This is a genomic window from Kribbella jiaozuonensis (genome assembly GCF_005233875.1).
GTDB lineage: Bacteria > Actinomycetota > Actinomycetes > Propionibacteriales > Kribbellaceae > Kribbella > Kribbella jiaozuonensis.
Genome location: NZ_SZPZ01000003.1, coordinates 348,593 through 369,902, shown reverse-complemented (window position 1 = coordinate 369,902; position 21,310 = coordinate 348,593). Strand labels below are relative to the sequence as shown.

Below are 21,310 nucleotides of genomic sequence, written 5' to 3'. Positions count from 1 at the left end.
ATTAGCAGCTAATCCCCATTAGCATCTGGTGTCCGGGCTCGGGGCGCGGTTAGCGTCCCGGCATGCAGCCATCCCCTGCGGTACCGACCGCGGCCGCGGTCGTGACGTTGCGCCCGGTGTCCGAGGCCCAGGTGACGACCGGCTTCTGGGCTGATCGGATGGCCGCCAACCGTGCCGCGATCCCGCTCGGTCGCGAGCGGCTCGAGGCGGCCGGGAACCTCGGCAACCTGCGGATCGCCGCCGGCGAGGCGAGCGGTGATGCGCAAGGTGCCAGCTTCCGCGACTCCGACGTCTACAAATGGCTGGAGGCCGTCGCCTGGGACGGCTCGCAACCGTTGGCTGACCTGATCGGGACGATCAGCGCCGCCCAGCGGGACGACGGCTACCTGAACTCGGCCATCCAGGTCCGCGGCGAGGAGCCGTACACCCACCTCTGGAACAGCCACGAGCTCTACTGCGCCGGCCACCTCTTCCAAGCCGCTGTCGCAGCAACCCGAGCCACCGGTGACACCACACTCCTGCAGGTGGCCATCAAGTTTGCCGACCACCTCGCAGACACCTTCGGGCCGTCAGGACGGACCCAGCTCGAAGGCCATCCGGTCATCGAATCCGCACTGGTCGAGCTCTACCGCGAAACCGGCAACCGCCGGTACCTGGACCTGGCGAAGTACTTCGTCGACGCCCGCGGCCACGGCAGGGCAACCAAGCCAGGCTTCGACCCTTCCCACTACGGCGACCCGGCGCACTACTCCGACCGCGTCCCCGTCCGCGACGCCGACACGCTCGAGGGCCACGCCGTACGCGCGGTGTACTTCGCCACCGGTGCGACCGACGTGGCGATCGAGACCAACGACCTGGAACTGCTGGACGCGGTACGCCGGCAGTACGACAACATGCGGCAGCGCAAGCAGCACGTGACAGGTGCAGTCGGGTCACGTTGGGACGGTGAAGCCTTCGGCGACGACTACGAGCTCCCACCGGACCGTGCGTACGCCGAGACGTGCGCCGCGATCGGCGTACTGCAGTGGGCCTGGCGACTGCTGCTGGCAACCGGTGACTCGTCGTACGCCGATCAGATCGAACTGCTGCTCTACAACGCGATCCTGCCGGCCGTGTCGCTCGAGGACGCGGACTACTTCTACGTCAACACGCTGCACCGACGGACAGGTGCGCGTGGCGACGTGCAGCGCGCACCGGCGTACGGGCGACGGCCCTGGTTCAACTGTGCGTGCTGTCCGGCCAATGTGATGCGCACACTCGCCAGCCTCCCGGCGTACCTCGCCACCGGTACGGCGGACGGCCTGCAGATCCACCAGTACGCCGGGAGCACGCTCCGGGCCGGATCGTTCGCGGTCGACGTCGACACCGACTACCCGTGGGACGGACGCGTCACGGCGACTGTCAGAGAAGCGCCGGCCGGTGAGGTCGAGTTGGCGCTGCGCATCCCCGAGTGGGCGTCCGATGCGACCGTCGACGACAAGCCGGTCACTGCAGGCGACTACGCCCGCGTACGTCGCGTCTTCCAGCCTGGCGACCAGGTGGTTCTCCAGCTACCGATGCCGCCACGGCTGCTCGTCTCTGACGACCGAGTCGACTCCACCCGCGGCTGCGTCGCCATAGCGCGCGGTCCGCTCGTCTACGCGCTCGAGCAACCGGACCAGCAGCCCGACGTGGTGCTGGAGGACCTGCGCCTGGACCCGACTGCAGAGATCACCGCGAAGCGCACCGACCTACTCGGTGGCATCACAGTTCTCCACTCAGCCGACCTGACTCTCATCCCGTACTACGCCTGGGCCAACCGAGGACTCCACCCCATGCGCGTCTGGATCCCGGCCGGCTAGAACCGTCCTCAGCGCGACGGCATCGCGGATCTCCTCCACCGGGCAGGTCAGGATGTCCCGGTCCAGTACGACGAAGTCCGCGAGCTTCCCAGGCTCGATCGACCCGAGCCGATCGCCTACGCCCAGCACAATCGCCGCGTCCGCGGTCCAGCCACGGATCGCGTCCGCACGAGAGATGGTCTTCGCCGGAGTCAGCAGACTGCGCCCGCTGCGACCATCGGTGCGGGTCAACGCAGCCCACAGATGGAACAGCGGCGGATGGGCACCGTCGCTCGCCAGTGCAGTCGGTACGCCGGCGTCGAGCCACCACCGCACCGGCGTGACGTGCTCCCACTGATCGCCCGGAAGCCGGTTCACGTACGTCTCGCCGCGGCCGTAGTCCACGCCCGCACAGACCTGCGCGACAACGCCCATCGCCGCGAGCCGCGCGATCTGCTCCTGAGTCACATGGTGGAAGTGCTGCACGACCCAAGCGCGCGAAGTCAGCGGCGTCTCCCGATGCACCGCCTCGAGCGCGCTGACCGCGATCTCGCACGCCGCGTCGCCCGTGGCAAGGACGTTCAGCCGTAGGTCATTCCGTACGGCGAGCCGCGCGAGCTCGGCCAACTCGGCTGTGGACAACACCGACGAACCGTTGCCGAGCTCGCCATGCGGATCGAGGAACGGCTCACTCATCATCGCGCCGCCGAAGTGCATCGGCGCGTCGAGGGAGACCGTCACGCCGCGGATCCGCAGGTGGTCGTCGCCGGTGCCCTCACCGGCCGCATCGCCGACCGTCGTCAACCAGTCCGCGACGTTGACCCGGCCGATCGGAACCTCGTAGGTGCCGACGACCCGGCAGGCCGGTCGGTCCGAGGCGTCGAGAACGGACGGGTTGTTGCCGTGGCCCTCGTAGATCGTGGTGAGACCGTTGGCCAGGTTCCGCTCCAGCGCGGCCGCGATCGCGTCTCGCCGGTCTTCACGACTCGTTGCTGGAAGCAACGAGAACAGCCGCTGGACGAGCGGATTGCGGGCGTTGTAAAAGATCAGGCCGTGGATCACGCCGGTCGGTTCGCCGGACTCGTCGCGCTCGATCCGGATCCCGGTCTGATCCGGAGTGTCGCGGGTGACGCCGAGGAGCTCGAGGGCGCGGGTGTTCAGGATCGCCGGGTGCGTCCAGAACGGCGGGGTCGGGATGTGCACCGGATTGGCGGGCGCGACCGCGTCCAGGTCCGCGCGGGTCGGCCAACGTCCCTCGGCGAGTCCTTCCGGTAGTCCGAAGTAGTCCGGTGGCTCACCGATCGACGACGTGACGATCCAGGCTCCAGGCTCGGCGTCGGCCGCCACTGCACCGATCCGTTCGGTGATCGCGGCGACCGAGGTCAGGCCGGCCAGGTTCGGGTCGGCCAGGCCGTCCAGTGCGAGGTGCACGGTGTGCGCGTGGGCATCGATGAAGCCGGGGAGCACCGTCCGCCCGCCGAGATCCACGACCGGACCGTCGAGCCGGGCGACCTCCTCATTGGTGCCGACGGCAAGGAACCGTCCGTCGGAAACCGCGAAGGCCTCGGCGATCGAGAAGTCGCCGTCGACGGTGACGACGTTCGCGTTGAGATAGACGGTCATGGCAAGTCCAGAACGTGCAGGTCGGACGCCGGCCAGCCCGGATTCCCGTCGCGGACGAAGGCGGTCCACGCCGTCTGCACGACGTCGACCATCGCGGTCAGCCCGTCGTCAGCGGCGCCGGTCAGCATCGCCGCGTCCCGGCAGGCGTCGAGGTTGCCGAACACGAACGGCAGCTCGAGGTTGTGACACGCCCCGAGCGGGTTGCCCGGTGCGCTCCAGTCGAAGCGATAGACCCACGCCGATTCGAGCTGCTCGGCGTACGACTTGATCGGCGTACTGAACAACGACTCGGTCACCTCGGGTCCCGCGCCGTACGCCTTGGCCTCGTCGCGACACCAACCGATGAGGACGTCCACGTCCGGCAAGGCGGTGAGTTCGTCTCCGACGAGGTGGAACGGCGGGATCGGTCCCGGGTGCCGTACGGCGAGCTCGAGTTGGGCGGCGAGGATGTCGTCGACGGCCGCTGTGTACGGGTCCGATCCGAGGATCTCGACGAACTCCGCGGCCATCGCAGCGGCCACGTCCTGAGTCTGCGGACGCAACCCGAGCGGCGGGCTCTCCAGGATCGCGCGCTGGAACAGCCCGTCAGGTTTGCGCATGGCGACGATCGAGAGCGCGCCGCCGGACTGGCCGGCGACTGTGACGGCGGCCGGGTCGCCACCGAAGGCAGCGATGTTCTCCTGCACCCAGCGCAGCGCCTGGAGCTGGTCGAGCAGGCCGAGGTTGTCGTGTTCCAGCCGGAGGTACCCGAGGGCGCCGAGGCGGTAGTTGATCGTGACGACGACGAAGTCACCGCGCCGCGCCAGCCGTGCACCGTCGTACCAGGCGAGGCCGCCGGAGCCGGTGCTGAAACCGCCGCCGTGCAGGAAGACGAGGACCGGGCGTGGCGTGCCGGCCGGCTCGCTCGGGCTCCAGACGTTGAGGTTGAGGCAGTCCTCGGACTGCTCGAGCGATCGGTCGCCGATCACGTCGGCGAGCCGGGATCTTGGTTGCGGTGCGGCCGGTCCGACCTGGGTCGCGTCCCGCATGCCGGTCCACGGTGGCGCTGGTTGTGGCGGCTCGAACCGGTTGGCGGTCGCGTACGGGATCCCGAGGTACGCATCGATCCCGTCGGCCCGGCGGCCGCGGAGTTGTCCTTGGCTGATGGTTGTGTTCACGCTCCGACAGTCCCAAGCGCACGCCACCGCGTCAGAAGCATCGCCAGATCTGGCGGATTCCGACATGATGGAGGCGATCATGGTGGATTTCGATCGGTTGGACGAGCAGCTCGTACACGCGTTGCAGGTGGACGGGCGGGCGTCGTTCAGCCGGATCGCGGCAGTGCTCGGCGCCTCCGACCGCACGATCGCGCGCCGCTATCACCGGCTGCGCGAAACAGGTGCGGTCCGCGTGGTCGCCGTACCGTCGAGTCCGCGGCTGGGTTGGGTCGACTGGCTGGTCCGGATCCAGTGCGCGCCCGACTCTGCGGTCGCGGTTGCCGCGGCGATGGCGCGCCGGGACGACACGTCGTGGGTGTACCTCACGTCCGGAGGCCTTGAGGTCACCTGCATCACGCACACCCAGAGCCAGCGCGCCCCGCTGCTGCAGAAGCTTCCGCGGGGCCCGCGGATCACCTCGGTCACCGCGCAGTGCATGCTCCGAGCGGTCGCCGGCACAGCAGGCTGGTCGGGACGTACAACGGCACTCACCGAGGAGCAGGTTGATCGGCTGCGCATGCCGGCCCCGGAGTACGACGTACCGCTCGAGCTGACTGCCCAGGATCAGCGGCTGATGGCCGAGCTGGCCAAGGACGCGCGTGCGGCATACCCCGCGCTCGCCGCCGCGACCGGGATGCCGGAGTCGACCGTACGGCGACGGCTGGGCGAGCTGCTCCGCGCCGGCGCGATGTACCTCGACGTCGAGGCCGACCCGATGCTGTTCGGCTACGCGACCGAGGCGATCCTGTGGATGTCGGTCGCGCCCTCGGCACTCACCACCGTCGCGGACGCGCTCACGCAGCATCCGGAGATCGCGTACGCCGCAGCCGTCACCGGAGCGACCAACCTGTTCGGATTCGTCGTCTGCGCGGATCCCGATGCGCTGTACGACTACCTCTCCGAGCGGATCGGCACGCTCCCCGGCATCACGCACATCGAGACCGTGCCGCTGACCACCACCGTGAAACGAGCAGGCACCCTCCTGCCACGTCGGTGACGCGTCACCTTTATCCTCGGTCGTATGGCTGGAGTCGTGGTGGTGGGGGTCGGACCCGGGATCGGTCTCGCGGTAGCGCGCCGGTTCGTGCGGGAGGGGATGAGTGCCGGGCTGGTCGCGCGGTCGGAGGCGACGGTGAAGGCGGCCGCGGAGCAGCTCGGGAGTGCCGACGTACTGCCGGTGACCGCTGACGTGACCGACGAGGTCGGCCTGCGGTCCGCTCTGGACCGGGTCGTCGAGGCGTTCGGCGTACCGGAGGTTGTGGTCTACAACGCAGCGCTGATCCAGGCTGACCGGGTCGGTGACCTGACCGCGGAGCAGCACCGTGAGGCGTGGGCGGTGAACGTGGTCGGGGCGATCACCACCGCCGCGCACCTCGCGCCCGCGATGGCCGAGCGGGGCAGCGGGTCGTTCCTGATCACCGGCGGGATGCCGCTGTCGAAGCCTGACTACGCGAGCCTGTCGCTGGGCAAGGCGGGTATCCGCACGCTCGTTGCACTCCTGCACCAGCAGTACGGCGCCGCCGGCGTCCACGCTGCAAGCGTGACGGTCAGCGGTGGTGTCGGACCGGGCACCGGGTGGGATCCCGACGAGATCGCACAGCACTACTGGCGCCTCCACCAGCAGGCGCCGGCTGATTGGATCGATGAGATCGTCATCTGACGAGGCCTGATTGGCCCTGTCGCTCGGCCGGGGCGGTCGGGAGACTTGTGCTGTGTATGTTCCCAAGCACTTTGCCCCGGACGACGACGCCGTACAGGAACTGCTGGCCAACCACGGCGCCGCCGATCTGATCACGATGACGCCGGACGGCCTGGTCGCGACGATGCTGCCGTTCATCTACGACCGCCCGCGCAACGTGCTGCTCGGACACGTTGCCCGCAACAACGATCACTGGCAGCGCGAGACGATCGGTGACGCGCTGGTGATCATGCGCGGCCCGAACGCGTACGTCTCACCGGCCTGGTACGCGTCGAAGCAGGAGCACGGTCGCGTCGTACCGACGTGGAACTACGTCACCGCACATGTGTACGGCGAGCTGACCGTGCACGACGACGCGGCGTGGGTCGAGGACGTCGTACGCCGGTTGTCGGATCGGCACGAGCTCGGCCGGCCCGAACCGTGGTCGGTCGACGATGCGCCGGATAAGTACGTGCAGGGGCAACTGCGGGCGATCGTCGGCGTCGAACTCGCGATCCACCGGATCGAGGCGAAGTTCAAACTCAGCCAGAACCGCCCGGCCGCGGACATCGACGGAGTGGTCGACGGCCTGCGCGCGAACGGCGACGACCTCAGCGCCGACGCGGTGGTCCGGTACCGGCCCTAGCTGTTCAGCAAGCCGCGTCGGAACGCCTCGGCAACAGCAGACGCCCGGTCCGGTACGCCGAGCTTGGCGTAGATGTTCAGCAGATGCGTCTTGACCGTCGCCTCACTGATGAACAGATGGGCGGCGATCTCACGGTTCGTGTTGCCGGCGGCCACCAGTTCGATGACCTCGAGCTCACGCGGGCTGACGATGTCGGGCGTCGGCGGCGTACGGACGTGGTTCATCAACGTGTTCGCTACCGACGGCGCGAGCACGGACGTCCCGTCGGCCGCCGCTCGCACCGCTCGCAGCAATTCATCCCGCGGCGCATCCTTCAACAAGTAGCCGGTAGCCCCGGCCTCGATCGCGGGTACGACGTACCCGTCGGTGTCGTACGTCGTCAGCACGAGCACCCGAGCCGTCACCCCGCGCTCGGTGAGCTCACTGATCGCCGCGAGTCCGTTCACGCCGGGCATCTGCAGGTCCATCAGGATCACGTCCGGCCGCAGCGTCTCGGCCAGCTCGATCGCCTCCGCTCCGTCGCCCGCCTGACCGACCACCTCGAACCCGGGCTCGGCCGCGAACATCCCGCTCAGCCCGTCCCGCACCACCGGGTGGTCGTCCGCGATCAGCAGCCGGATCATGCCGACGCCCCCGGCACCGTCGCGGAGATCGCCGTACCCAGACCCGGCTCCGACTCGACCGACAACGTCCCGTTCAACGCCTCGACCCGCTGCCGCATCGCGACCAGTCCGAACCCACCCGCCTCTGACGCAACACTGCGGGCCGGATCGAACCCGACCCCGTCGTCGCGGACGTCCAGCGCGACCTCCTTCTCCATGTACGACAGCGTCACCCCCACCCGGGTTGCCTGTGCGTACTTCGCCACGTTCACGAGCGCCTCCTGCGTCGCGCGGAGCAACGTCGACTCCGCCTCCGGTGTCATCACCCGCGGCGTGCCGGTCGTGGTCAGCTGTACGTCGATGCCGTGCAGCGCCGACCACCGCCGTACGACGTCCGCGATCGCCTCGCTCAGTGTCGCCGACTGCAGCGGCTGTGGACGCAGCGCGTGGACCGAGCGCCGCGCCTCGGTCAGGCTTTCGCGGGCCAGCCCGACCGCGCTCGTCACATGCCGCCGCCAGTCGTCGGAGTGCTCGGCCGCCTGGAGCTGGGTGACGATCCCGGTCAGCCCCTGCGCGAGCGTGTCATGAATCTCGCGAGCCATCCGCTGCCGCTCGTCGATGATCCCTGCCTCGCGGGCCTGGGTCAGGAGCTGCTCGTGAAGGTTCGCGTTCTCGGCGAGCGTGGCCTCGAGCCGGCGGTTGGTCTGGGTGAGCGCGTCGACCGCGTCCTGTCGCTGCTGGCTCAGTACTTCGCCGCGCCGGCCGAGCCATGCCGCGAAACACATCCCGGCCACGTTCACCCCGATGACAGCAGCACAGCCGAGCAGGCCGAGCACGTCGGTCTTGGGAATGTCGTACGACTGCGCCCAGCCCGCGATGACCGCGACGGCTCCGATCCCGATCAGCTCAACGGGCCACGACAGCAGGATGAAGGTGTAGAAGTACCCGGCCGGCGTGAGGAACCCGAACCACGGATCGCGGACCACGAGTACCGCGAGCAGCAGGATGAATCCGGCGATGAAGATCGCCATCGGACGGGTCCTGGTCCGCCAGGCCGGGCGGAGCGTGAACATCAGCAGTGTCCACAACGCGATCAGCGCGCACAGCACCAGGTCGACGGTCAGCGACCCGGGCTGTTCGCGCTTGATCAGGATGGTGACGGCGGTCATGCACGCGAGAAGCACGTACGGCACCACCGTCAACCGCACCGGCCAGGCTTGCTCGCTCATGTCAGTTAGTGAACACCGAGCGGAGGTGCTTGCCGTTCACCAGCAGCGCGACGCCGAGCAGCAGCAGTCCGCAGACGGCCTGCTCACCCTTCATCCAGAGCGGGAAGACGCCCGGCAGCGAGATGATCACGACGATCGCGACCAGCATCACCGCCGACACGATCCGCAGCCGGAGGTATCCGCGCCGGGAGCCCCGCGCCGCGCTGCGGGCGAACAGGAAGGTCAGCACGGCGCTGGCGACCACGATCGTGCCGCGGGTCCAGACCGCGTCGTTCACCATCGACGTGTGGTTGCGCAGGGCAATGATGGCGATCAGCGTCAGCACGCTGACCGCGAGGTAGCTCGCCACCAGCAGTTGCACGCTCCGCAACGCGGCCGCGCTCCGCGGGTGTTCGACGTTCACCGGGGTGGTCATTTCGGTCTCCGTTTCGGGGTCGATCTCGATACCCCGACTCTCCCGTTCCGGCCCCGGTGCACACATCGCCCAGCCGGCCCCAACCGACTCCACCGATCGGTTGATCAGGCTCCGCGGTTCCGCCAGCGGAAGTCACACACGACGGCCCGGTGGTCGGAGGGGAACGTACCGTCCACGGCATCCCCCGCGATCACGGCCGACTCGACGTTGACGAGCTGATCCTCGTGGCCGGGCCGGTAGAAGATGTGGTCGATCCGCTGATCGACCAGCTCCGGCCCGGCCTCGAGAGGCGCCGACGGATGGGTCGAAGGCAGCGTCACCGTGTCCGCCGCACCGCCGCCCGCCACCCAGGCGTCGATCAGGACCTCGCGGAGTGGACGCAGATGTTCCAGGTCATCGCGCGGAGCGGTGGGTCGGGCACGGCTGCTCCTTCCGGCTCGGGTGCGAGCCCCAGGTACCCAGCCGACCCCGGCAGGCACACGATCGTTGCCCCGAGCACCTTTCTTCCGTGACAGTTTGTGCACGGACTGTCACGGGGAGTTTGCGGCTGCGTGCAGATGTCCGGACACCTCTGGCGGCGGTGTGACCGGTCGGCAGATTGTCGAGTCAGGCAACGACATCGACGAGGAGAAGGTTCGAGGCAGGCCGTCGACCACGGGAGGGTCCGGACGCGTGCTCGAGACTTATCGCGGTATCCCACACTTGTTGGACACCTGGCTCGTGCTCACCGGCATGACCCTGCCGATCGCCCTTTCCGCTCTGCGGCGCCCGGGCGACCTGCTGCCGAGGCTGGCGGCCTTCTGCATGCCGGCCGCGTTCGCGCTGATCATCGCGGCGACGCTCAGCCCGACTCCGCACCGCCTCAGCCAGATCGGCGAGTGCGGCACGCACCTGACCACCACCGGCGGACTGACCTCGCTCCAGGGGCTGCTGAACATCCTGCTGTTCGTCCCGGCCGCGGGCATGCTCACGCTGGCCAGCGGCCGTCCGGGCGACGGCATCGCCGCCGGGGTCGGGATGTCGGCCGCGGTCGAGGCAGTGCAGGCGCTGATCCCACAGCTCGGCCGCTCGTGCCAGCTGCACGACCTGATCGCGAACTCGATCGGCGCCGTCTGCGGGGTCAGCCTCGCCGCGGGTCTGCAGAGCCTGACCCGGAGCCGCTACCTGGTCGTGACCCCGCCGTACGTCGTCGAGCACGCGGCGCTGCTCGTCGTACGACGACCTCGGCGGCCGGCGCGGCATCGGCGCGGGACCCTCGTCCCGGCGAACCGGCCGGGTACGCCGGTGAGATATCACAGAACGAATACACAGTTATCCGGATAGTTATCCACAGGTTGTGGATAGGACGGGGGATGACCGCGTGATTACCTGGGGATATCCACAGGTCACGGCCGCACGTCCAGTCCCAGGGAGGCGGCGACGACCATCGCCTGGGTCATGTCGATCCGCGCGTCCCGCAGCGTCACGGTCAGTGGATCGAGCGTCGACAGATCGGATCCGCGCAGGTCGGCGCCGGTCAGGTCGGCCCGCTGCAACGAAGCGCCGGACAGGTCGAGATCCCGAAGCGACGCCTTCGCAGCCCGGATCCCGGTCAGCTCCGCCTCGCGGAACTTCGCCCCGGTGAACTCGGTCCCCTTCAGGTCCGCACCCGGCAGCGCGGTGAACGACCAGTCCCCGCCGTTCACCTTCAGCAGGTTGTACGTGCAGTCGTCGAAGAAGCTGCCGACCATCTTGCAGCGGGTGAACGTCGTGTCGAACAGCGAGCACCGGACGAACGTGCAGTTCACGAACGCGGCGTCGGTGTGCGTCGAGGCGTTGAAGCGGACCCCGCGGAACGTGCACTCCTCGAACACCCCGCCGTGGTTGTCCACCTCGGTCAGGTCGGAGTCGATGAACAGCACCCGCTGGTAGGTCTGCCCGGACGGGTCCGCGTCGTCCCAGTCCCGGATCGTCGACTCGGTCGGCACACCCCGGCGTCGGTCAGCCATGGCTCTCCCTCGCTCGATCAGAGGCCCCAGCCTGTCACGCCGTACCGACACTGTGATGCTGACGACGGAGAACGGAGGGCGGACCGACAAGTACGGACCGCACGATGGAGGAGTGACCGGAACAGAGCGGGTGATGGTGTTCGGCGCCGGGGGCTTCCTCGGTGCCAGGATCTGCGCGCTGCTCGATGACCGCGGAGTCGAGTACCGCGGCCTCAGTCGGACCCGGAGCGAGCCGTACCGGCGGTGCGACCTGACCTCGATGCATCCGTACGCGCTGGACACCCAGATCGGGATGTACAAGCCGACCGTGATCATCAACGCCGTCGGCGCGACCCTGGGCGAGCCGGCCGAGCTGGTCCGGGCGAACGTGATCGCGGTCGAGGCGCTTCTCGCCTCGGTCCGGGACCACGCCGGCCACGCCCGGTTCGTCCAGCTCGGCTCCGCGGCGGAGTACGGCGGTGCGCCGCACGGCACGAGCGTCGACGAGCAGACCCCGCCCCAGCCGCTCGGTCCGTACGGGCTGACCAAGCTGGCCGGCTCGGAGCTCGTCATGCGAGCCCAGCGCGGCGGCGCGGATGCCGTCGTACTGCGGATCTTCGACGTGATCGGTCCGGGGGCGCCGGAGAGCACGCTCACCGGCCGGGTGATCGAGGACCTCCGCTCGCGACACCTGATCGAGGTCGGGTCGCTCGATGTGTGGCGGGACTTCGTCGACGTACGGGACGTGGCCGAGGCGGTGCTGGCGGTCGCGCTCGCCGATGCGACGCTGCCGCCGGTGCTGAACGTCGGGACCGGCCGGGCGACGCTGGCCCGCGACGTTGCCGGACAGCTGTTCGAGCTGAGCGGCCAGCCGGCGACGATCGTGGACGACGCCGACCAGGAAACCGCGCTCGGCGCGACGTGGCAGCAGGCCGACACCACGCTTATCGGCGAGCAGCTCGGGTGGTCGCCGAAGATCGCCCTGGACCAGTCCCTCGCGGACAGTTGGGCGTCTGGACAATAGGTCCGTGGAGATCCGCTCGATCAGTGAGGCCGCGCCGGATCGGCGACCACCTGCGGTCAACGAGGATCTCGTCCTCACCGGACCCGATTTCGCGGTCGTCCTCGACGGCGCCACCGCTCCGCGGGTGTACGTCGACTCCGGCTGCCGGCACACGGTCGCCTGGCTCGTCATGCGGCTCGCGACCGAGCTCGCGACTCCGCTCCTCACCCACTCGTCCGCTCCGCTCACTGACCTCCTCGCCGATGCGATCACCGCGGTCCGCGCCTCTCACGCTGACACCTGCGACGTCAGCAATCCCGACAGCCCTTCGTCCACAGTCGCGATGGTCCGGTTCGACTCCGACCGCATCGAGCATCTGGTCCTGGCCGACTCGCCCATCGTCACGCGATCACCCGAGGGCCGGATCACCGTCCACAGCGACGACCGCATCGACCTTCTCCCCGACCGAACCCTCGAGACGGTACGGCGGCTGCGGAACCAGCCCGGCGGCTTCTGGGTCGCGAGCACCGAGCCCAAAGCGGCGTACGAGGCGGTCACCGGGATCACGTATCGATCCGCCGTCGAGGCGATCGCGCTGCTGACCGACGGGGCGTCGCGCTACACCGAGCGGTACGGGCACTCGTGGGACGAGCTGTTCGACGTACTCACCACCGAAGGCCCGCGGCGGTTGATCGAGCGGGTGCGGCGGCACGACAGCGCGTCCACGGCGAGTGGCAAGCGGTACGACGATGCGAGCGTCGTACTGCTTCAGGGGCCGTAGGTCGGGAAGTTCGGGCCGGGCCGGTGGTACCGCGGGGCGTACTGCGGAGGCTCGATCGGCCGTGGCAGGTCCTGGATCGGGGGCGGTGTGACGCGGGTGTGCTGCCAGTCGGTGACCTGCAGCATCAGGAGTGACGCGGCGACGGCGGCGACGATCAGCAGAACCGTCGCGATCGTGAAGCCGATGTCGACGCCCAGTGCGACCCGGACCATGAAGTCCTGCATGTCGTAGATGTCGACGTACGGGCTGCTCGCGTCGCTGCTCTCCGACACCTGGACCAGGCGGATGAACCAGACGATGAACCCGATCATCGCGACCAGGCCGCCGCCGACGAGGATCACCCAGAACGCTGTCCACGTCGCCCACCAGCTGTACAGCAACGTGCGCACCCGGCCGGACCGCGGCGCTTCAGGAGGCTCGCTGGCCCGGGTGATGTCCTGGACGATCTGGAACGGGTACCAGAACTGCACGATCGGGCAGAACCAGGCACCGACGACCCAGCCGCTCGCCCGCCGGTGCGGACCGCGCATCGGGTCAACGGGGATCGCCGGACGTGGTGCGAACGGCGAGTGCAGGAAGTCGGTGTTCTCACGCGCCTGCCACAGCCAGATCAGGAACGCGATCCCGGTCCCCATCAGCAGGTAGCTGACCAGGTTCAGCAGCGGGCCGGTGCCGGAGATCGACTCGACGCCGCGGTCGATCTCCTCCTCGGAGAGCAGCCCGTACACGAGACGCTTGACCTCGTCGTACGAACGCCAGAGCACGACCGACTGGATCACCGCCGCGAGCGAGGTCAGCCCCATCAGCACGATGCTGACGATCGCGACCTTCCGCAACGGCCGGTACCGCGGCATGATCGGCGGCGGCTGGTAGGGCAGCGGCTGGTACGGGACCGGATACGGCCACGGTCCCTGCTGCGGCCCTGGATTCGGCTGTGTCACCCCTTGCACCTCCCCGCAGCCAAGTTAACCCACACCCGACTCAGACCGCGGCGAAAGTCTCCCGTACTGCGGGCAACGCCAGCTCCCGATCCGCGGCCGACAACCCGATCCGCGTCCGCCGGTCGAGTACGTCGTCCTCGGTCAGCGCACCCTCGTGCCGGACGGCGAATCGCAGCTCGGCGTACGTCGTGCGCAGCCCCGGCGCGATCGGCTGCTGGAACTCCGGCGGACCGGCGATCACCTGCGGCGCCTCGACGCCGTACCGCTGCACGAACCGCGCCGGCGCCTTGACCGCGGCCAGGCGCACCCGGTCGGCCGCACCGACGAGCGGGATCCGGTGCGTCTCGCAGGGCCGGCGTACGTCGATCGACGACTGCTCGATCGCCTTGTCGAGGACGTCCTGCGCCATCCGGCGGTACGTCGTCAGCTTGCCGCCGACGATCGTGACCACACCGTCCGGGCTGGTGATCACCGCATGCCGGCGGGAGATGTCGGCGGTCTTGTCCTCGCCCTTGTGGTGGCCTGTGTCGAGCAGGGGGCGCAGCCCGGCGTACGTGCCGAGCAGATCCGCTCGGGTCACCGGCTGCTGGACGGCGGAGCTGATCGTGTTGAGCAGGAAGTCGATCTCGGCCTCGGTCGCGTGGGGTACGTCGTTCACCGGGCCGGGCGCGTCCTCGTCGGTCAGGCCGACGTACACCCGGTCGTCGGGTGCGGGGATCGCCATCACCACGCGGCGGAGCTCGCCCGGGACGGGGACGGTGAGGACAGCGGACAGGCCGCCGAAGACGGACTGCGGCAGTACGAGATGGGTCCCGCGGCTCGGTCGGAGTTTGATGCCGGAGGCAACTTGATCCGCCCAGATCCCGGTGGCGTTGATCACCATCCGGGCATCCACGGTCAGTTGCTCGCCGGTCAGCTGGTCGACCAGGACGGCGCCGCGCCCGGTCACCTCGGTGGCGGCGACCCTGGTCAGGATGCGAGCGCCGTACTGCGCCGCGGTCCGCGCGATCGCGACGACCAGCCGGGCGTCGTCGTACAACTGGCCGTCCCAGGTCAGGAAGCCGCCGCGCATGCCCTCGGGTTTGAGCGTCGGCGCGTAGCGGAGGATCTCGGCCGAGCTGACCCGGCGGGAGTGCGGCAGGTAGTCGTCGCTGGTGCGCGCGAACGTACGGAGTACGTCTCCGCCGAGGAACGCCGACCGCAGCAGTGCGGCCTGGGCGAACTTTGCCTGCGGCAACCAGGGCGCGATCTGCGGGATCGGGTGAACCAGGTGCGGTGCGGTCGTCTTCATCAGGATGCCGCGCTCGACGGCGCTCTCGTACGCGATCCCGACATGACCGGACGCAAGGTACCGAAGGCCGCCGTGGACGAGTTTGGAACTCCACCGGCTGGTGCCGAAGGCCAGGTCGTGCTTCTCCACCAGGGCAACACTGAGTCCGCGGGCGGCCGCGTCCAGCGCGACGCCGGCACCGGTTACCCCGCCGCCGATGACGAGCACGTCCACGGCCTTCAGCGAGGCGAGCTCACGCGCACGGCGGACGCCGTTGAGACTCGCGTTGCCCACGGTGATCATGGCTGTAAGTACCTGGTGAGCATCGCGCGCAGCTCCTCGTCGAGCTTCGTGTACTCGTCCTTCTCCGCCATCACCGGCCCGGACACCGCGGACGCGAGCGAGACGAGGATGATCTGCCGCGCCAGCCAGACCGGATCGCCCTCGCGGATCGAGCCGTCGGCCTGCCCCTGGCGGATGCCCTCCTCGACCAGCGCGAGATGCGCGACCGTGCTGCTGCCGCGACGCTCCAGCAGGTACGGCGTGAGGAACTCGGGGTCGAGCTCGATGATCTTGCGCATCAACGGGTGGACTCGGGTCTTCGCGACCACCTCGACCACACCCTCGACCAGGCGCGCGCGGCCGTCGGCGGCATCGGGCTGGAACGCGGAGACGAGCGCGATGGTCCACTCGCGCGTCATCAGGGCGGCGACCACGGCCTGCACGTTCGGCCAGCGGCGGTAGAGGGTCGCGCGGGAGACCTCCGCGTGCCGGGCGATGTCGGCCATCGTCATCCGGCGCATCCCGATCGCCAGCAGCAACTCGTACGCCGCGTCCAGGATCCGCTCCTCGCCGATCGCGTTCGCAGGCGTGGGACGGGCGCTGGTCTCCTGCTCTGGTTCGCTGCTACGCTGAGACATCACATGTCAGAGTGTATCAGCGACTCGGGCATCCCGGAACTGTCCAGGGGAGGTGGGAGCCAGGGGGTTCCACCTCCCCTGGACGCTACCTCGCAAGACGGCGGAAAGGCAGCCACCGATGACCGAATCAGACCTCCCGGTGGCACAACTCACGCCCGGCCGCTGGGGCGACCCGGCGTACCACGTGGAGGTCCCCGCCGCAGCCCTGGAGGCGCTGAAGCACCTAGGCGTCCACCGCCCAACCCCAGCGCCGCGCCCCGCACCAGCTGAACGACCTGAGCTGACCGGCGCGCAGCTCGCGTTCCTCAGCTCGGTTGTAGGAGCTGAGCACGTCGCCTCTGACCTGGAGACTCGGTGGGCGCACACCAGGGGCTACTCGACGACCGACCTGCTGCGGTTCCGCGCCGGAGACACCTCAGACATGCCTGACGCCGTCGTCTACCCCGCGTCGCACGACGAGGTGGCTGCTTTGCTCGCGGGCTGCGCCGAGCACGACCTGGCCGTCGTCCCGTACTCCGGTGGCACCTCCGTCGTCGGCGGCCTCGCTGCGACCCGCCGCTTCGTCACTGTCGACCTCCGTCGCCTCGACCAACTACTCGACCTCGACGAGGTATCCCGGACAGCCACCCTGCAAGCCGGCGTACGCGGTCCCGCCGCCGAGCGCCTGCTCGCCGACCGCGGCTACACCCTCGGCCACTTCCCTCAGTCGTACGAAGGCGCCTCCATCGGCGGCTACGCAGCAGCACGCTCCAGCGGCCAGTCCTCGGCCGGCTACGGCCGCTTCGACCAGATGGTCGTCGGCCTCACCCTCGCCACCCCCCGCGGCACCGTCGAGCTCGGCCGAGCACCCATGTCCGCCGCAGGCCCGGACCTCCGTCAACTGATCCTCGGCTCCGAAGGCGCCTTCGGCATCATCACCTCGGTCGTCGTCCGCATCCGCCCGCGACCGACCGAGCGCCACTTCGAAGGCTGGCGGTTCGAGAGCTTCGACGCCGGCCTCACCGCCGTACGACGTCTCGCGCAGGACGGTCCGCTGCCCACAGTCCTCCGCTTGTCAGACGAGATAGAAACCGCGGTGAACCTCGCCGACCCCGACGTACTCGGCGGCGGATCCGGCGGAGTGCTCGCGATCATCGGCTTCGACGGCCCGTACAACCAGGCGACCGCAGACGTCCTGACCGCAGCCGGCGGCGAGAACCTCGGCGAAGGACCCGGTGAAACCTGGCGCACCGGCCGCTACCGCGCGCCGTACCTCCGCGACCCACTCCTCGACGAAGGCGCCCTCGTGGAAACCCTCGAGACCGCCGCCTTCTGGTCCCGTATCCCCGCGCTGAAGACCGCAGTCACCGAAGCTCTCGTTGGCGCACTGAGCGCAACCCCGCCGCTGGTCCTCTGCCACATCTCCCACGTGTACGAGACCGGCGCCTCCCTCTACTTCACCGTCGTCTGCGCCCAGTCCGACGACCCGGTCGAGCAATGGCGCACCGCGAAGTACGCCGCCAACCAGGCGATCGCCGACGCCGGCGGCACGATCTCCCACCATCACGGCGTCGGCACCGATCACCGTGCGGCGTACCACGCGGAGATCGGATCGCTTGCGGTCGAAGCCCTGCGGGCCGTCAAGCACACCTTCGACCCGGACGGCGTCCTCAACCCGGGCATCCTCATCTAACACCACCCTTGACTTCAAGCTTCCTTGAAGTATGACGGTGTCGGCATGACTCCTGAATCCTCGAACCGTCCTGTCGCGCTGATCACCGGGGCATCCGCCGGGCTCGGACTCGCGCTCGCACATGGGCTTGCCGACCGTGGCTGGACGCTGGTCATCGACGCCCGCGGCGCCGGTCCGCTGAAGGACGCGGCCGATGCCCTCGCCGACCGCACCGACGTCGTACCGCTGGCCGGCGACGTCACCGACCCCGAGCACCGCTTCGACCTGGTCGACGTGGCGAACCAGCTCGGCCGGCTGGACCTCCTCATCAACAACGCCAGCTACCTCGGCCCCAGCCCGCTGCAGGCAATCGCGGCAGCCGACCTCGACGAACTGCGTCGCGTGTACGAGGTCGACGTACTCGCACCGATCGCGCTGACACAGGCATTGCTGCCCGCACTCACCGCAGCGTCCGGAGTGCTGATCAACATCAGCTCCGACGCCGCAGTGGAGGCCTACGAGACCTGGGGCGGCTATGGCTCGGCCAAGGCCGCACTGGACCACACGACGCGAGTACTGGCGGCCGAGCACCCCACGCTGTCCGTGTACGCCGTCGATCCAGGCGATCTGCGTACTGCGATGCACCAGGCTGCGTTCCCGGGCGAGGACATCTCGGATCGGCCGGAGCCGGCGACCGTCGTACCGGCGTTCCTGAAGTTGCTGGACACCCGACCGGAGAGCGGGCGGTACCGAGCGGCCGAGTTCGCGCCGGCGGTGACGCCGTGAAAGTGCACCCACACACGAGGTTCGTCCTACCGGACGCGCTGAACGCCGGCGAACCACCGGAGGCCCGCGGCCTGCGGCGGGACCAGGTGAAGCTGCTGGTCGCGGAGGGATCGACCATCACGCACAGCCGCTTCGACCGGATCGGCGAGCACCTCCGGCCCGGAGACCTGTTGCTGGTCAACACTTCCGGCACACTGCCCGCGGCCGTCGACGGTACGTCGGTCACCGTGCACTTCTCCTCCGCACTCGACGACGGCACCTGGGTGGTCGAGCTGCGCGACGGTGGCTCACCGAAGTTCGACGGTGCTGCTGGACAGCAGGTCGAGTTGCCGGAGGGCGTGCTGACGCTGCTGGCGCCGTACCAGTCGGAGAGCAATCGGCTGTGGATCGCTAGGCCGCCGGTGCCCGACGTACTCGGCTATCTGCAGTGGCACGGGCGTCCGATCACCTATGACTACGTCGGCAAGCGGTGGCCGCTGGCGGCGTACCAGACTGTCTTTGCGCGCGAGCCGGGCAGTGCGGAGATGCCTAGCGCGGCCAGGCCGTTCAGCTTCGAGCTGGTGAGCCATCTGGCGTCGCAGGGCGTACTGATCGCGCCGATCCTCTTGCACTGCGGCGTCTCCTCGCTGGAGAGCCACGAGCCGCCACAACCTGAGCGGTACGACGTACCTGCGCACACGGCCCGTTTGGTCAACTGGGTCAAGGCAAACGGCGGACGGGTCATCGCCGTGGGTACCACTGCTGTCAGAGCGATCGAGTCGGCGGCGGACGGGGCAGTAGACGCGTCGCAGGGGTGGACCGACCTGGTCCTCAGCCCGGACCGGCCGCCGCGCGTCGTCGACGGGCTGATTACGGGCTGGCATGCGCCTGAGGCGTCGCATCTGCTTCTGCTGGAGTCGGTTGTCGGCACGGAGTTGGTGCAGCGCGCGTACGACGCCGCCGTACAGGAGAACTATCTCTGGCACGAGTTCGGCGACAGCTGTCTGTTGCTGAGGGGTTAGGCCTTCGTTCCGGTGATCAGGCGTTCGCGATCGAAGAGGGCCGAGGCGGCGCGCCAGCCGATGCGGTTCAACACGATCAGAACAGCTGCGGCGATGACGGCTGTCAGCAGGGATACCTCGATGACGTTGAGCGCGATCAGGACAGCTACCGCTACGGACGGCAGGCTGGCGACGGTGGAGAGCTGCTGAGCCACTCGGATGTCGTTCGAGCGGGTGGAGATCACTATGGCGACCCAGATCGACCACCCGGCCAGCAGTGGTGTGAAGACCACTTGGGCGACCACGTCGGACGGATGGATCAGCGCCGCAGCTACACCGGGCTGAGCGAAGAGTTCGACGCAGATCAGGAACAGGGCGAAGACGGCGTACGCGACGATGCCGGCGGGGACGAACGTGGCGAGGGCCTTGCCGAGCAGCAGCTCCTCGCGGCGGATCGGGGTGGTGAGCAGCGGCTCGAGCGTTCCCTGCTCGCGTTCGCCGACCACGGAGTACGAGGCGACCAGGGACGGCACGAGGGCCGGGATGCCGAGCATGTAGAGCAGAACGTGTTCGTGACGTAGTGGCTCCGAGGCCGATGACGTCAGCGTGAAGACGGCGACCAGGGGCTGGATCGAGAAGACGATCGGAATGATGGCCATCCCAACGACCATGGATCGGTTCCGCCGGAACTCGCGGAGTTCCTTGGTGACGATCGCGCGGACCAGCCTGGTGTTGACGCTCATGCCGGTACGTCGTTCGCGACGAGCTCGAGGTAGACGTCTTCGAGCGAATGGTGCGAGGGGCTGATCGACAGCACGTCCGCGTCGGCCTTGACCAGCGCGCGGGTGACGGCCGGCGCCGCCAGCGCCGGATCCGCCACTGTCAGCACGTACGTCGAGGGCGTGTCTTCGTGCCAGTTGGTGACGCCGGCGATGTCGAGGAAGACGCGGTCGGGTGCGGCGAGGCGGGACGCCGTACGGACGGTGAGGGTGCGGGCGAAGAGCTCGTCGCGTAACTGGTCTGGGCGGCCGATGGTGCGGAGGGTCGTGTTGAGGATGGCTACGCGGTCGCAGAGGCGTTCGGCTTCGTCCAGTCGGTGGGTGGTGAGGAAGATCGTGACGCCGCGCTGACGGAGTTCGTCGATCAGATCGTGTACGCCGCGGGCCGCGACCGGGTCGAGTCCGGAGGTCGGTTCGTCGAGGAAGAGCACTTGCGGGTCGTTGAGCAGGGCGCGTGCCAGCGCGACCCGCTGCCGAAGGCCCTTCGAGAGGGCGCCGCACGGATCGTTGGCCCGGTCGGTGAGGCGTACGGCGCCGAGCACTTGGTCGATGCGGTTGGTTGCCTCGGGCACCTGGTACAGGTCGGCGAAACAGCGCAGGTTCTCGAGGACGGTCAGGCGGAGGTACAGGCCGGGTGACTCCGGCATGATCGAGATGCGCCGGCGGATCTCGACGCCGTTGTCCGGGGTGAGTGGAAGTCCGGCGACGGTAGCCGTGCCGGACGTCGGCGCGAGGAGCGTGCCCAGGGTGCGTACGGTCGTGGTCTTGCCGGCGCCGTTCGGTCCGAGAAAGCCGAACACCTCGCCGTACCCGATCTCGAACGAGACGTCCTCGAACGCCACCCGCCCGCCGAAGCGCTTGCTCAGCCGATCGGCCGACAGCGCCGGTCCGGTCGACATGGCGTCCATACCGTCCATGATTCCACCGGCGGCGCGAATTCGTACCCGGCTCAGCGCGATCGGGTTACGGCAACCGCCTCGTTGGCCCGGCGTTCCGGGGCTTTCCGGCCGGGCTCACGCTCGA

General features: G+C 69.0%; 22 protein-coding genes. 10 read left to right on the top strand and 12 right to left on the bottom strand.

What is annotated here, in order from left to right; genetic code table 11:
• Positions 1 to 62: 62 nt before the first annotated feature.
• Positions 63 to 1,841: a glycoside hydrolase family 127 protein gene (locus FDA38_RS21390; RefSeq protein WP_137255874.1), complete on the top strand. Its 1,779-nt coding sequence runs from the start codon at positions 63 to 65 to the stop codon at positions 1,839 to 1,841.
• Here the strand turns inward: FDA38_RS21390 and FDA38_RS21385 are convergent.
• A complete protein-coding gene (locus FDA38_RS21385; protein ID WP_137255873.1) occupies positions 1,758 to 3,443 on the bottom strand; it encodes an amidohydrolase in 1,686 nt (561 codons plus the stop codon). The two genes, FDA38_RS21390 and FDA38_RS21385, sit on opposite strands and share 84 nt — an antisense overlap.
• Positions 3,440 to 4,600, bottom strand: coding sequence for a carboxylesterase/lipase family protein (locus FDA38_RS42685; RefSeq protein WP_202877776.1), 1,161 nt, complete (start codon positions 4,598 to 4,600; stop codon positions 3,440 to 3,442). The genes FDA38_RS21385 and FDA38_RS42685 overlap by 4 nt, the downstream gene beginning before the upstream one ends.
• A 79-nt stretch (positions 4,601 to 4,679) precedes the next feature.
• On the opposite strand from FDA38_RS42685, the gene FDA38_RS21375 reads away from it, so the two are divergent.
• The 3 genes from FDA38_RS21375 to FDA38_RS21365 are packed head-to-tail and all read left to right on the top strand — an operon-like array spanning position 4,680 to position 6,963.
• Positions 4,680 to 5,636, top strand: coding sequence for an Lrp/AsnC family transcriptional regulator (locus tag FDA38_RS21375; protein WP_202877775.1), 957 nt, complete (start codon positions 4,680 to 4,682; stop codon positions 5,634 to 5,636).
• 24 nt (positions 5,637 to 5,660) lie between these two features.
• A complete protein-coding gene (locus FDA38_RS21370; protein ID WP_170989821.1) occupies positions 5,661 to 6,299 on the top strand; it encodes an SDR family oxidoreductase in 639 nt (212 codons plus the stop codon).
• A gap of 52 nt (positions 6,300 to 6,351) precedes the next feature.
• On the top strand, positions 6,352 to 6,963 hold the full coding sequence (locus FDA38_RS21365) for an FMN-binding negative transcriptional regulator (RefSeq protein ID WP_137255871.1): 612 nt from the start codon (positions 6,352 to 6,354) through the stop codon (positions 6,961 to 6,963).
• Here the strand turns inward: FDA38_RS21365 and FDA38_RS21360 are convergent.
• From FDA38_RS21360 to FDA38_RS21345, 4 genes are all read right to left on the bottom strand, one after another.
• A complete protein-coding gene (locus FDA38_RS21360) occupies positions 6,960 to 7,586 on the bottom strand; it encodes a response regulator (protein ID WP_137255870.1) in 627 nt (208 codons plus the stop codon). The two genes, FDA38_RS21365 and FDA38_RS21360, sit on opposite strands and share 4 nt — an antisense overlap.
• Positions 7,583 to 8,794, bottom strand: a complete 1,212-nt coding sequence (locus tag FDA38_RS21355; protein ID WP_137255869.1) for a sensor histidine kinase — start codon at positions 8,792 to 8,794, stop codon at positions 7,583 to 7,585. Before FDA38_RS21355 ends, FDA38_RS21360 begins: the two co-directional genes overlap by 4 nt.
• A gap of 1 nt (position 8,795) precedes the next feature.
• Positions 8,796 to 9,209 carry a hypothetical protein gene (locus tag FDA38_RS21350; protein ID WP_137255868.1) on the bottom strand — a complete coding sequence of 138 codons (414 nt, stop codon included), beginning with the start codon at positions 9,207 to 9,209 and terminating at the stop codon, positions 8,796 to 8,798.
• 104 nt (positions 9,210 to 9,313) lie between these two features.
• The gene (locus FDA38_RS21345) at positions 9,314 to 9,529 is read right to left on the bottom strand and encodes a hypothetical protein (RefSeq protein ID WP_137255867.1); all 216 of its coding nucleotides are present in this window, start codon (positions 9,527 to 9,529) and stop codon (positions 9,314 to 9,316) included.
• Between the two features lie 352 nt (positions 9,530 to 9,881).
• Here FDA38_RS21345 and FDA38_RS21340 point away from each other — a divergent pair, with 352 nt between their 5' ends.
• Positions 9,882 to 10,532: a VanZ family protein gene (locus FDA38_RS21340; protein WP_137255866.1), complete on the top strand. Its 651-nt coding sequence runs from the start codon at positions 9,882 to 9,884 to the stop codon at positions 10,530 to 10,532.
• A gap of 62 nt (positions 10,533 to 10,594) precedes the next feature.
• Here FDA38_RS21340 and FDA38_RS21335 read toward each other — a convergent pair whose 3' ends face one another.
• A complete protein-coding gene (locus FDA38_RS21335) occupies positions 10,595 to 11,197 on the bottom strand; it encodes a pentapeptide repeat-containing protein (protein WP_137255865.1) in 603 nt (200 codons plus the stop codon).
• A gap of 112 nt (positions 11,198 to 11,309) precedes the next feature.
• Here FDA38_RS21335 and FDA38_RS21330 point away from each other — a divergent pair, with 112 nt between their 5' ends.
• On the top strand, positions 11,310 to 12,200 hold the full coding sequence (locus FDA38_RS21330; RefSeq protein WP_233714836.1) for an NAD-dependent epimerase/dehydratase family protein: 891 nt from the start codon (positions 11,310 to 11,312) through the stop codon (positions 12,198 to 12,200).
• A 4-nt stretch (positions 12,201 to 12,204) separates the two neighbouring features.
• Positions 12,205 to 12,960, top strand: a complete 756-nt coding sequence (locus tag FDA38_RS21325) for a protein phosphatase 2C domain-containing protein (RefSeq protein WP_170989820.1) — start codon at positions 12,205 to 12,207, stop codon at positions 12,958 to 12,960.
• On the opposite strand, the gene FDA38_RS21320 is transcribed toward FDA38_RS21325, so the two are convergent.
• Genes FDA38_RS21320 through FDA38_RS21310 form a run of 3 tightly spaced genes read right to left on the bottom strand, consistent with a single transcriptional unit; the run spans position 12,948 to position 16,091 of the window.
• Positions 12,948 to 13,901: a DUF4328 domain-containing protein gene (locus FDA38_RS21320; protein WP_137255864.1), complete on the bottom strand. Its 954-nt coding sequence runs from the start codon at positions 13,899 to 13,901 to the stop codon at positions 12,948 to 12,950. The two genes, FDA38_RS21325 and FDA38_RS21320, sit on opposite strands and share 13 nt — an antisense overlap.
• A gap of 40 nt (positions 13,902 to 13,941) precedes the next feature.
• The gene (locus FDA38_RS21315; RefSeq protein ID WP_137255863.1) at positions 13,942 to 15,474 is read right to left on the bottom strand and encodes a glycerol-3-phosphate dehydrogenase/oxidase; all 1,533 of its coding nucleotides are present in this window, start codon (positions 15,472 to 15,474) and stop codon (positions 13,942 to 13,944) included.
• The gene (locus FDA38_RS21310; RefSeq protein ID WP_137255862.1) at positions 15,471 to 16,091 is read right to left on the bottom strand and encodes a TetR/AcrR family transcriptional regulator; all 621 of its coding nucleotides are present in this window, start codon (positions 16,089 to 16,091) and stop codon (positions 15,471 to 15,473) included. Before FDA38_RS21310 ends, FDA38_RS21315 begins: the two co-directional genes overlap by 4 nt.
• Before the next feature lie 118 nt (positions 16,092 to 16,209).
• On the opposite strand from FDA38_RS21310, the gene FDA38_RS21305 reads away from it, so the two are divergent.
• Genes FDA38_RS21305 through FDA38_RS21295 form a run of 3 tightly spaced genes read left to right on the top strand, consistent with a single transcriptional unit; the run spans position 16,210 to position 19,529 of the window.
• Positions 16,210 to 17,763 carry an FAD-binding oxidoreductase gene (locus FDA38_RS21305; RefSeq protein ID WP_137255861.1) on the top strand — a complete coding sequence of 518 codons (1,554 nt, stop codon included), beginning with the start codon at positions 16,210 to 16,212 and terminating at the stop codon, positions 17,761 to 17,763.
• Positions 17,764 to 17,808: 45 nt separating this feature from the next.
• Positions 17,809 to 18,528 carry an SDR family NAD(P)-dependent oxidoreductase gene (locus FDA38_RS21300; protein ID WP_137255860.1) on the top strand — a complete coding sequence of 240 codons (720 nt, stop codon included), beginning with the start codon at positions 17,809 to 17,811 and terminating at the stop codon, positions 18,526 to 18,528.
• Positions 18,525 to 19,529 carry an S-adenosylmethionine:tRNA ribosyltransferase-isomerase gene (locus FDA38_RS21295; protein WP_137255859.1) on the top strand — a complete coding sequence of 335 codons (1,005 nt, stop codon included), beginning with the start codon at positions 18,525 to 18,527 and terminating at the stop codon, positions 19,527 to 19,529. The genes FDA38_RS21300 and FDA38_RS21295 overlap by 4 nt, the downstream gene beginning before the upstream one ends.
• On the opposite strand, the gene FDA38_RS21290 is transcribed toward FDA38_RS21295, so the two are convergent.
• Both FDA38_RS21290 and FDA38_RS21285 read right to left on the bottom strand, forming a co-directional pair.
• Complete coding sequence (locus tag FDA38_RS21290; protein WP_137255858.1) at positions 19,526 to 20,251, bottom strand: ABC transporter permease; 726 nt, start codon at positions 20,249 to 20,251, stop codon at positions 19,526 to 19,528. The genes FDA38_RS21295 and FDA38_RS21290 overlap by 4 nt on opposite strands.
• Positions 20,248 to 21,195: an ABC transporter ATP-binding protein gene (locus FDA38_RS21285; RefSeq protein WP_202877774.1), complete on the bottom strand. Its 948-nt coding sequence runs from the start codon at positions 21,193 to 21,195 to the stop codon at positions 20,248 to 20,250. The genes FDA38_RS21290 and FDA38_RS21285 overlap by 4 nt, the downstream gene beginning before the upstream one ends.
• Positions 21,196 to 21,310: the final 115 nt, after the last annotated feature.

What these genes read in the sequence shown, in the direction of transcription:
- FDA38_RS21355 (WP_137255869.1), bottom strand. Translation starts at nt 8,794, where the DNA reads ATGAGCGAGCAAGCCTGGCCGGTGCGGTTGACGGTGGTGCCGTACGTG.
- FDA38_RS21370 (WP_170989821.1), top strand. Translation starts at nt 5,661, where the DNA reads ATGGCTGGAGTCGTGGTGGTGGGGGTCGGACCCGGGATCGGTCTCGCG.
- FDA38_RS21285 (WP_202877774.1), bottom strand. Translation starts at nt 21,195, where the DNA reads ATGGACGCCATGTCGACCGGACCGGCGCTGTCGGCCGATCGGCTGAGC.
- FDA38_RS21300 (WP_137255860.1), top strand. Translation starts at nt 17,809, where the DNA reads ATGACTCCTGAATCCTCGAACCGTCCTGTCGCGCTGATCACCGGGGCA.
- FDA38_RS21390 (WP_137255874.1), top strand. Translation starts at nt 63, where the DNA reads ATGCAGCCATCCCCTGCGGTACCGACCGCGGCCGCGGTCGTGACGTTG.
- FDA38_RS21310 (WP_137255862.1), bottom strand. Translation starts at nt 16,091, where the DNA reads ATGTCTCAGCGTAGCAGCGAACCAGAGCAGGAGACCAGCGCCCGTCCC.
- FDA38_RS21350 (WP_137255868.1), bottom strand. Translation starts at nt 9,209, where the DNA reads ATGACCACCCCGGTGAACGTCGAACACCCGCGGAGCGCGGCCGCGTTG.
- FDA38_RS21290 (WP_137255858.1), bottom strand. Translation starts at nt 20,251, where the DNA reads ATGAGCGTCAACACCAGGCTGGTCCGCGCGATCGTCACCAAGGAACTC.
- FDA38_RS21375 (WP_202877775.1), top strand. Translation starts at nt 4,680, where the DNA reads ATGGTGGATTTCGATCGGTTGGACGAGCAGCTCGTACACGCGTTGCAG.
- FDA38_RS21360 (WP_137255870.1), bottom strand. Translation starts at nt 7,586, where the DNA reads ATGATCCGGCTGCTGATCGCGGACGACCACCCGGTGGTGCGGGACGGG.
- FDA38_RS21335 (WP_137255865.1), bottom strand. Translation starts at nt 11,197, where the DNA reads ATGGCTGACCGACGCCGGGGTGTGCCGACCGAGTCGACGATCCGGGAC.
- FDA38_RS21305 (WP_137255861.1), top strand. Translation starts at nt 16,210, where the DNA reads ATGACCGAATCAGACCTCCCGGTGGCACAACTCACGCCCGGCCGCTGG.
- FDA38_RS21385 (WP_137255873.1), bottom strand. Translation starts at nt 3,443, where the DNA reads ATGACCGTCTATCTCAACGCGAACGTCGTCACCGTCGACGGCGACTTC.
- FDA38_RS21315 (WP_137255863.1), bottom strand. Translation starts at nt 15,474, where the DNA reads ATGATCACCGTGGGCAACGCGAGTCTCAACGGCGTCCGCCGTGCGCGT.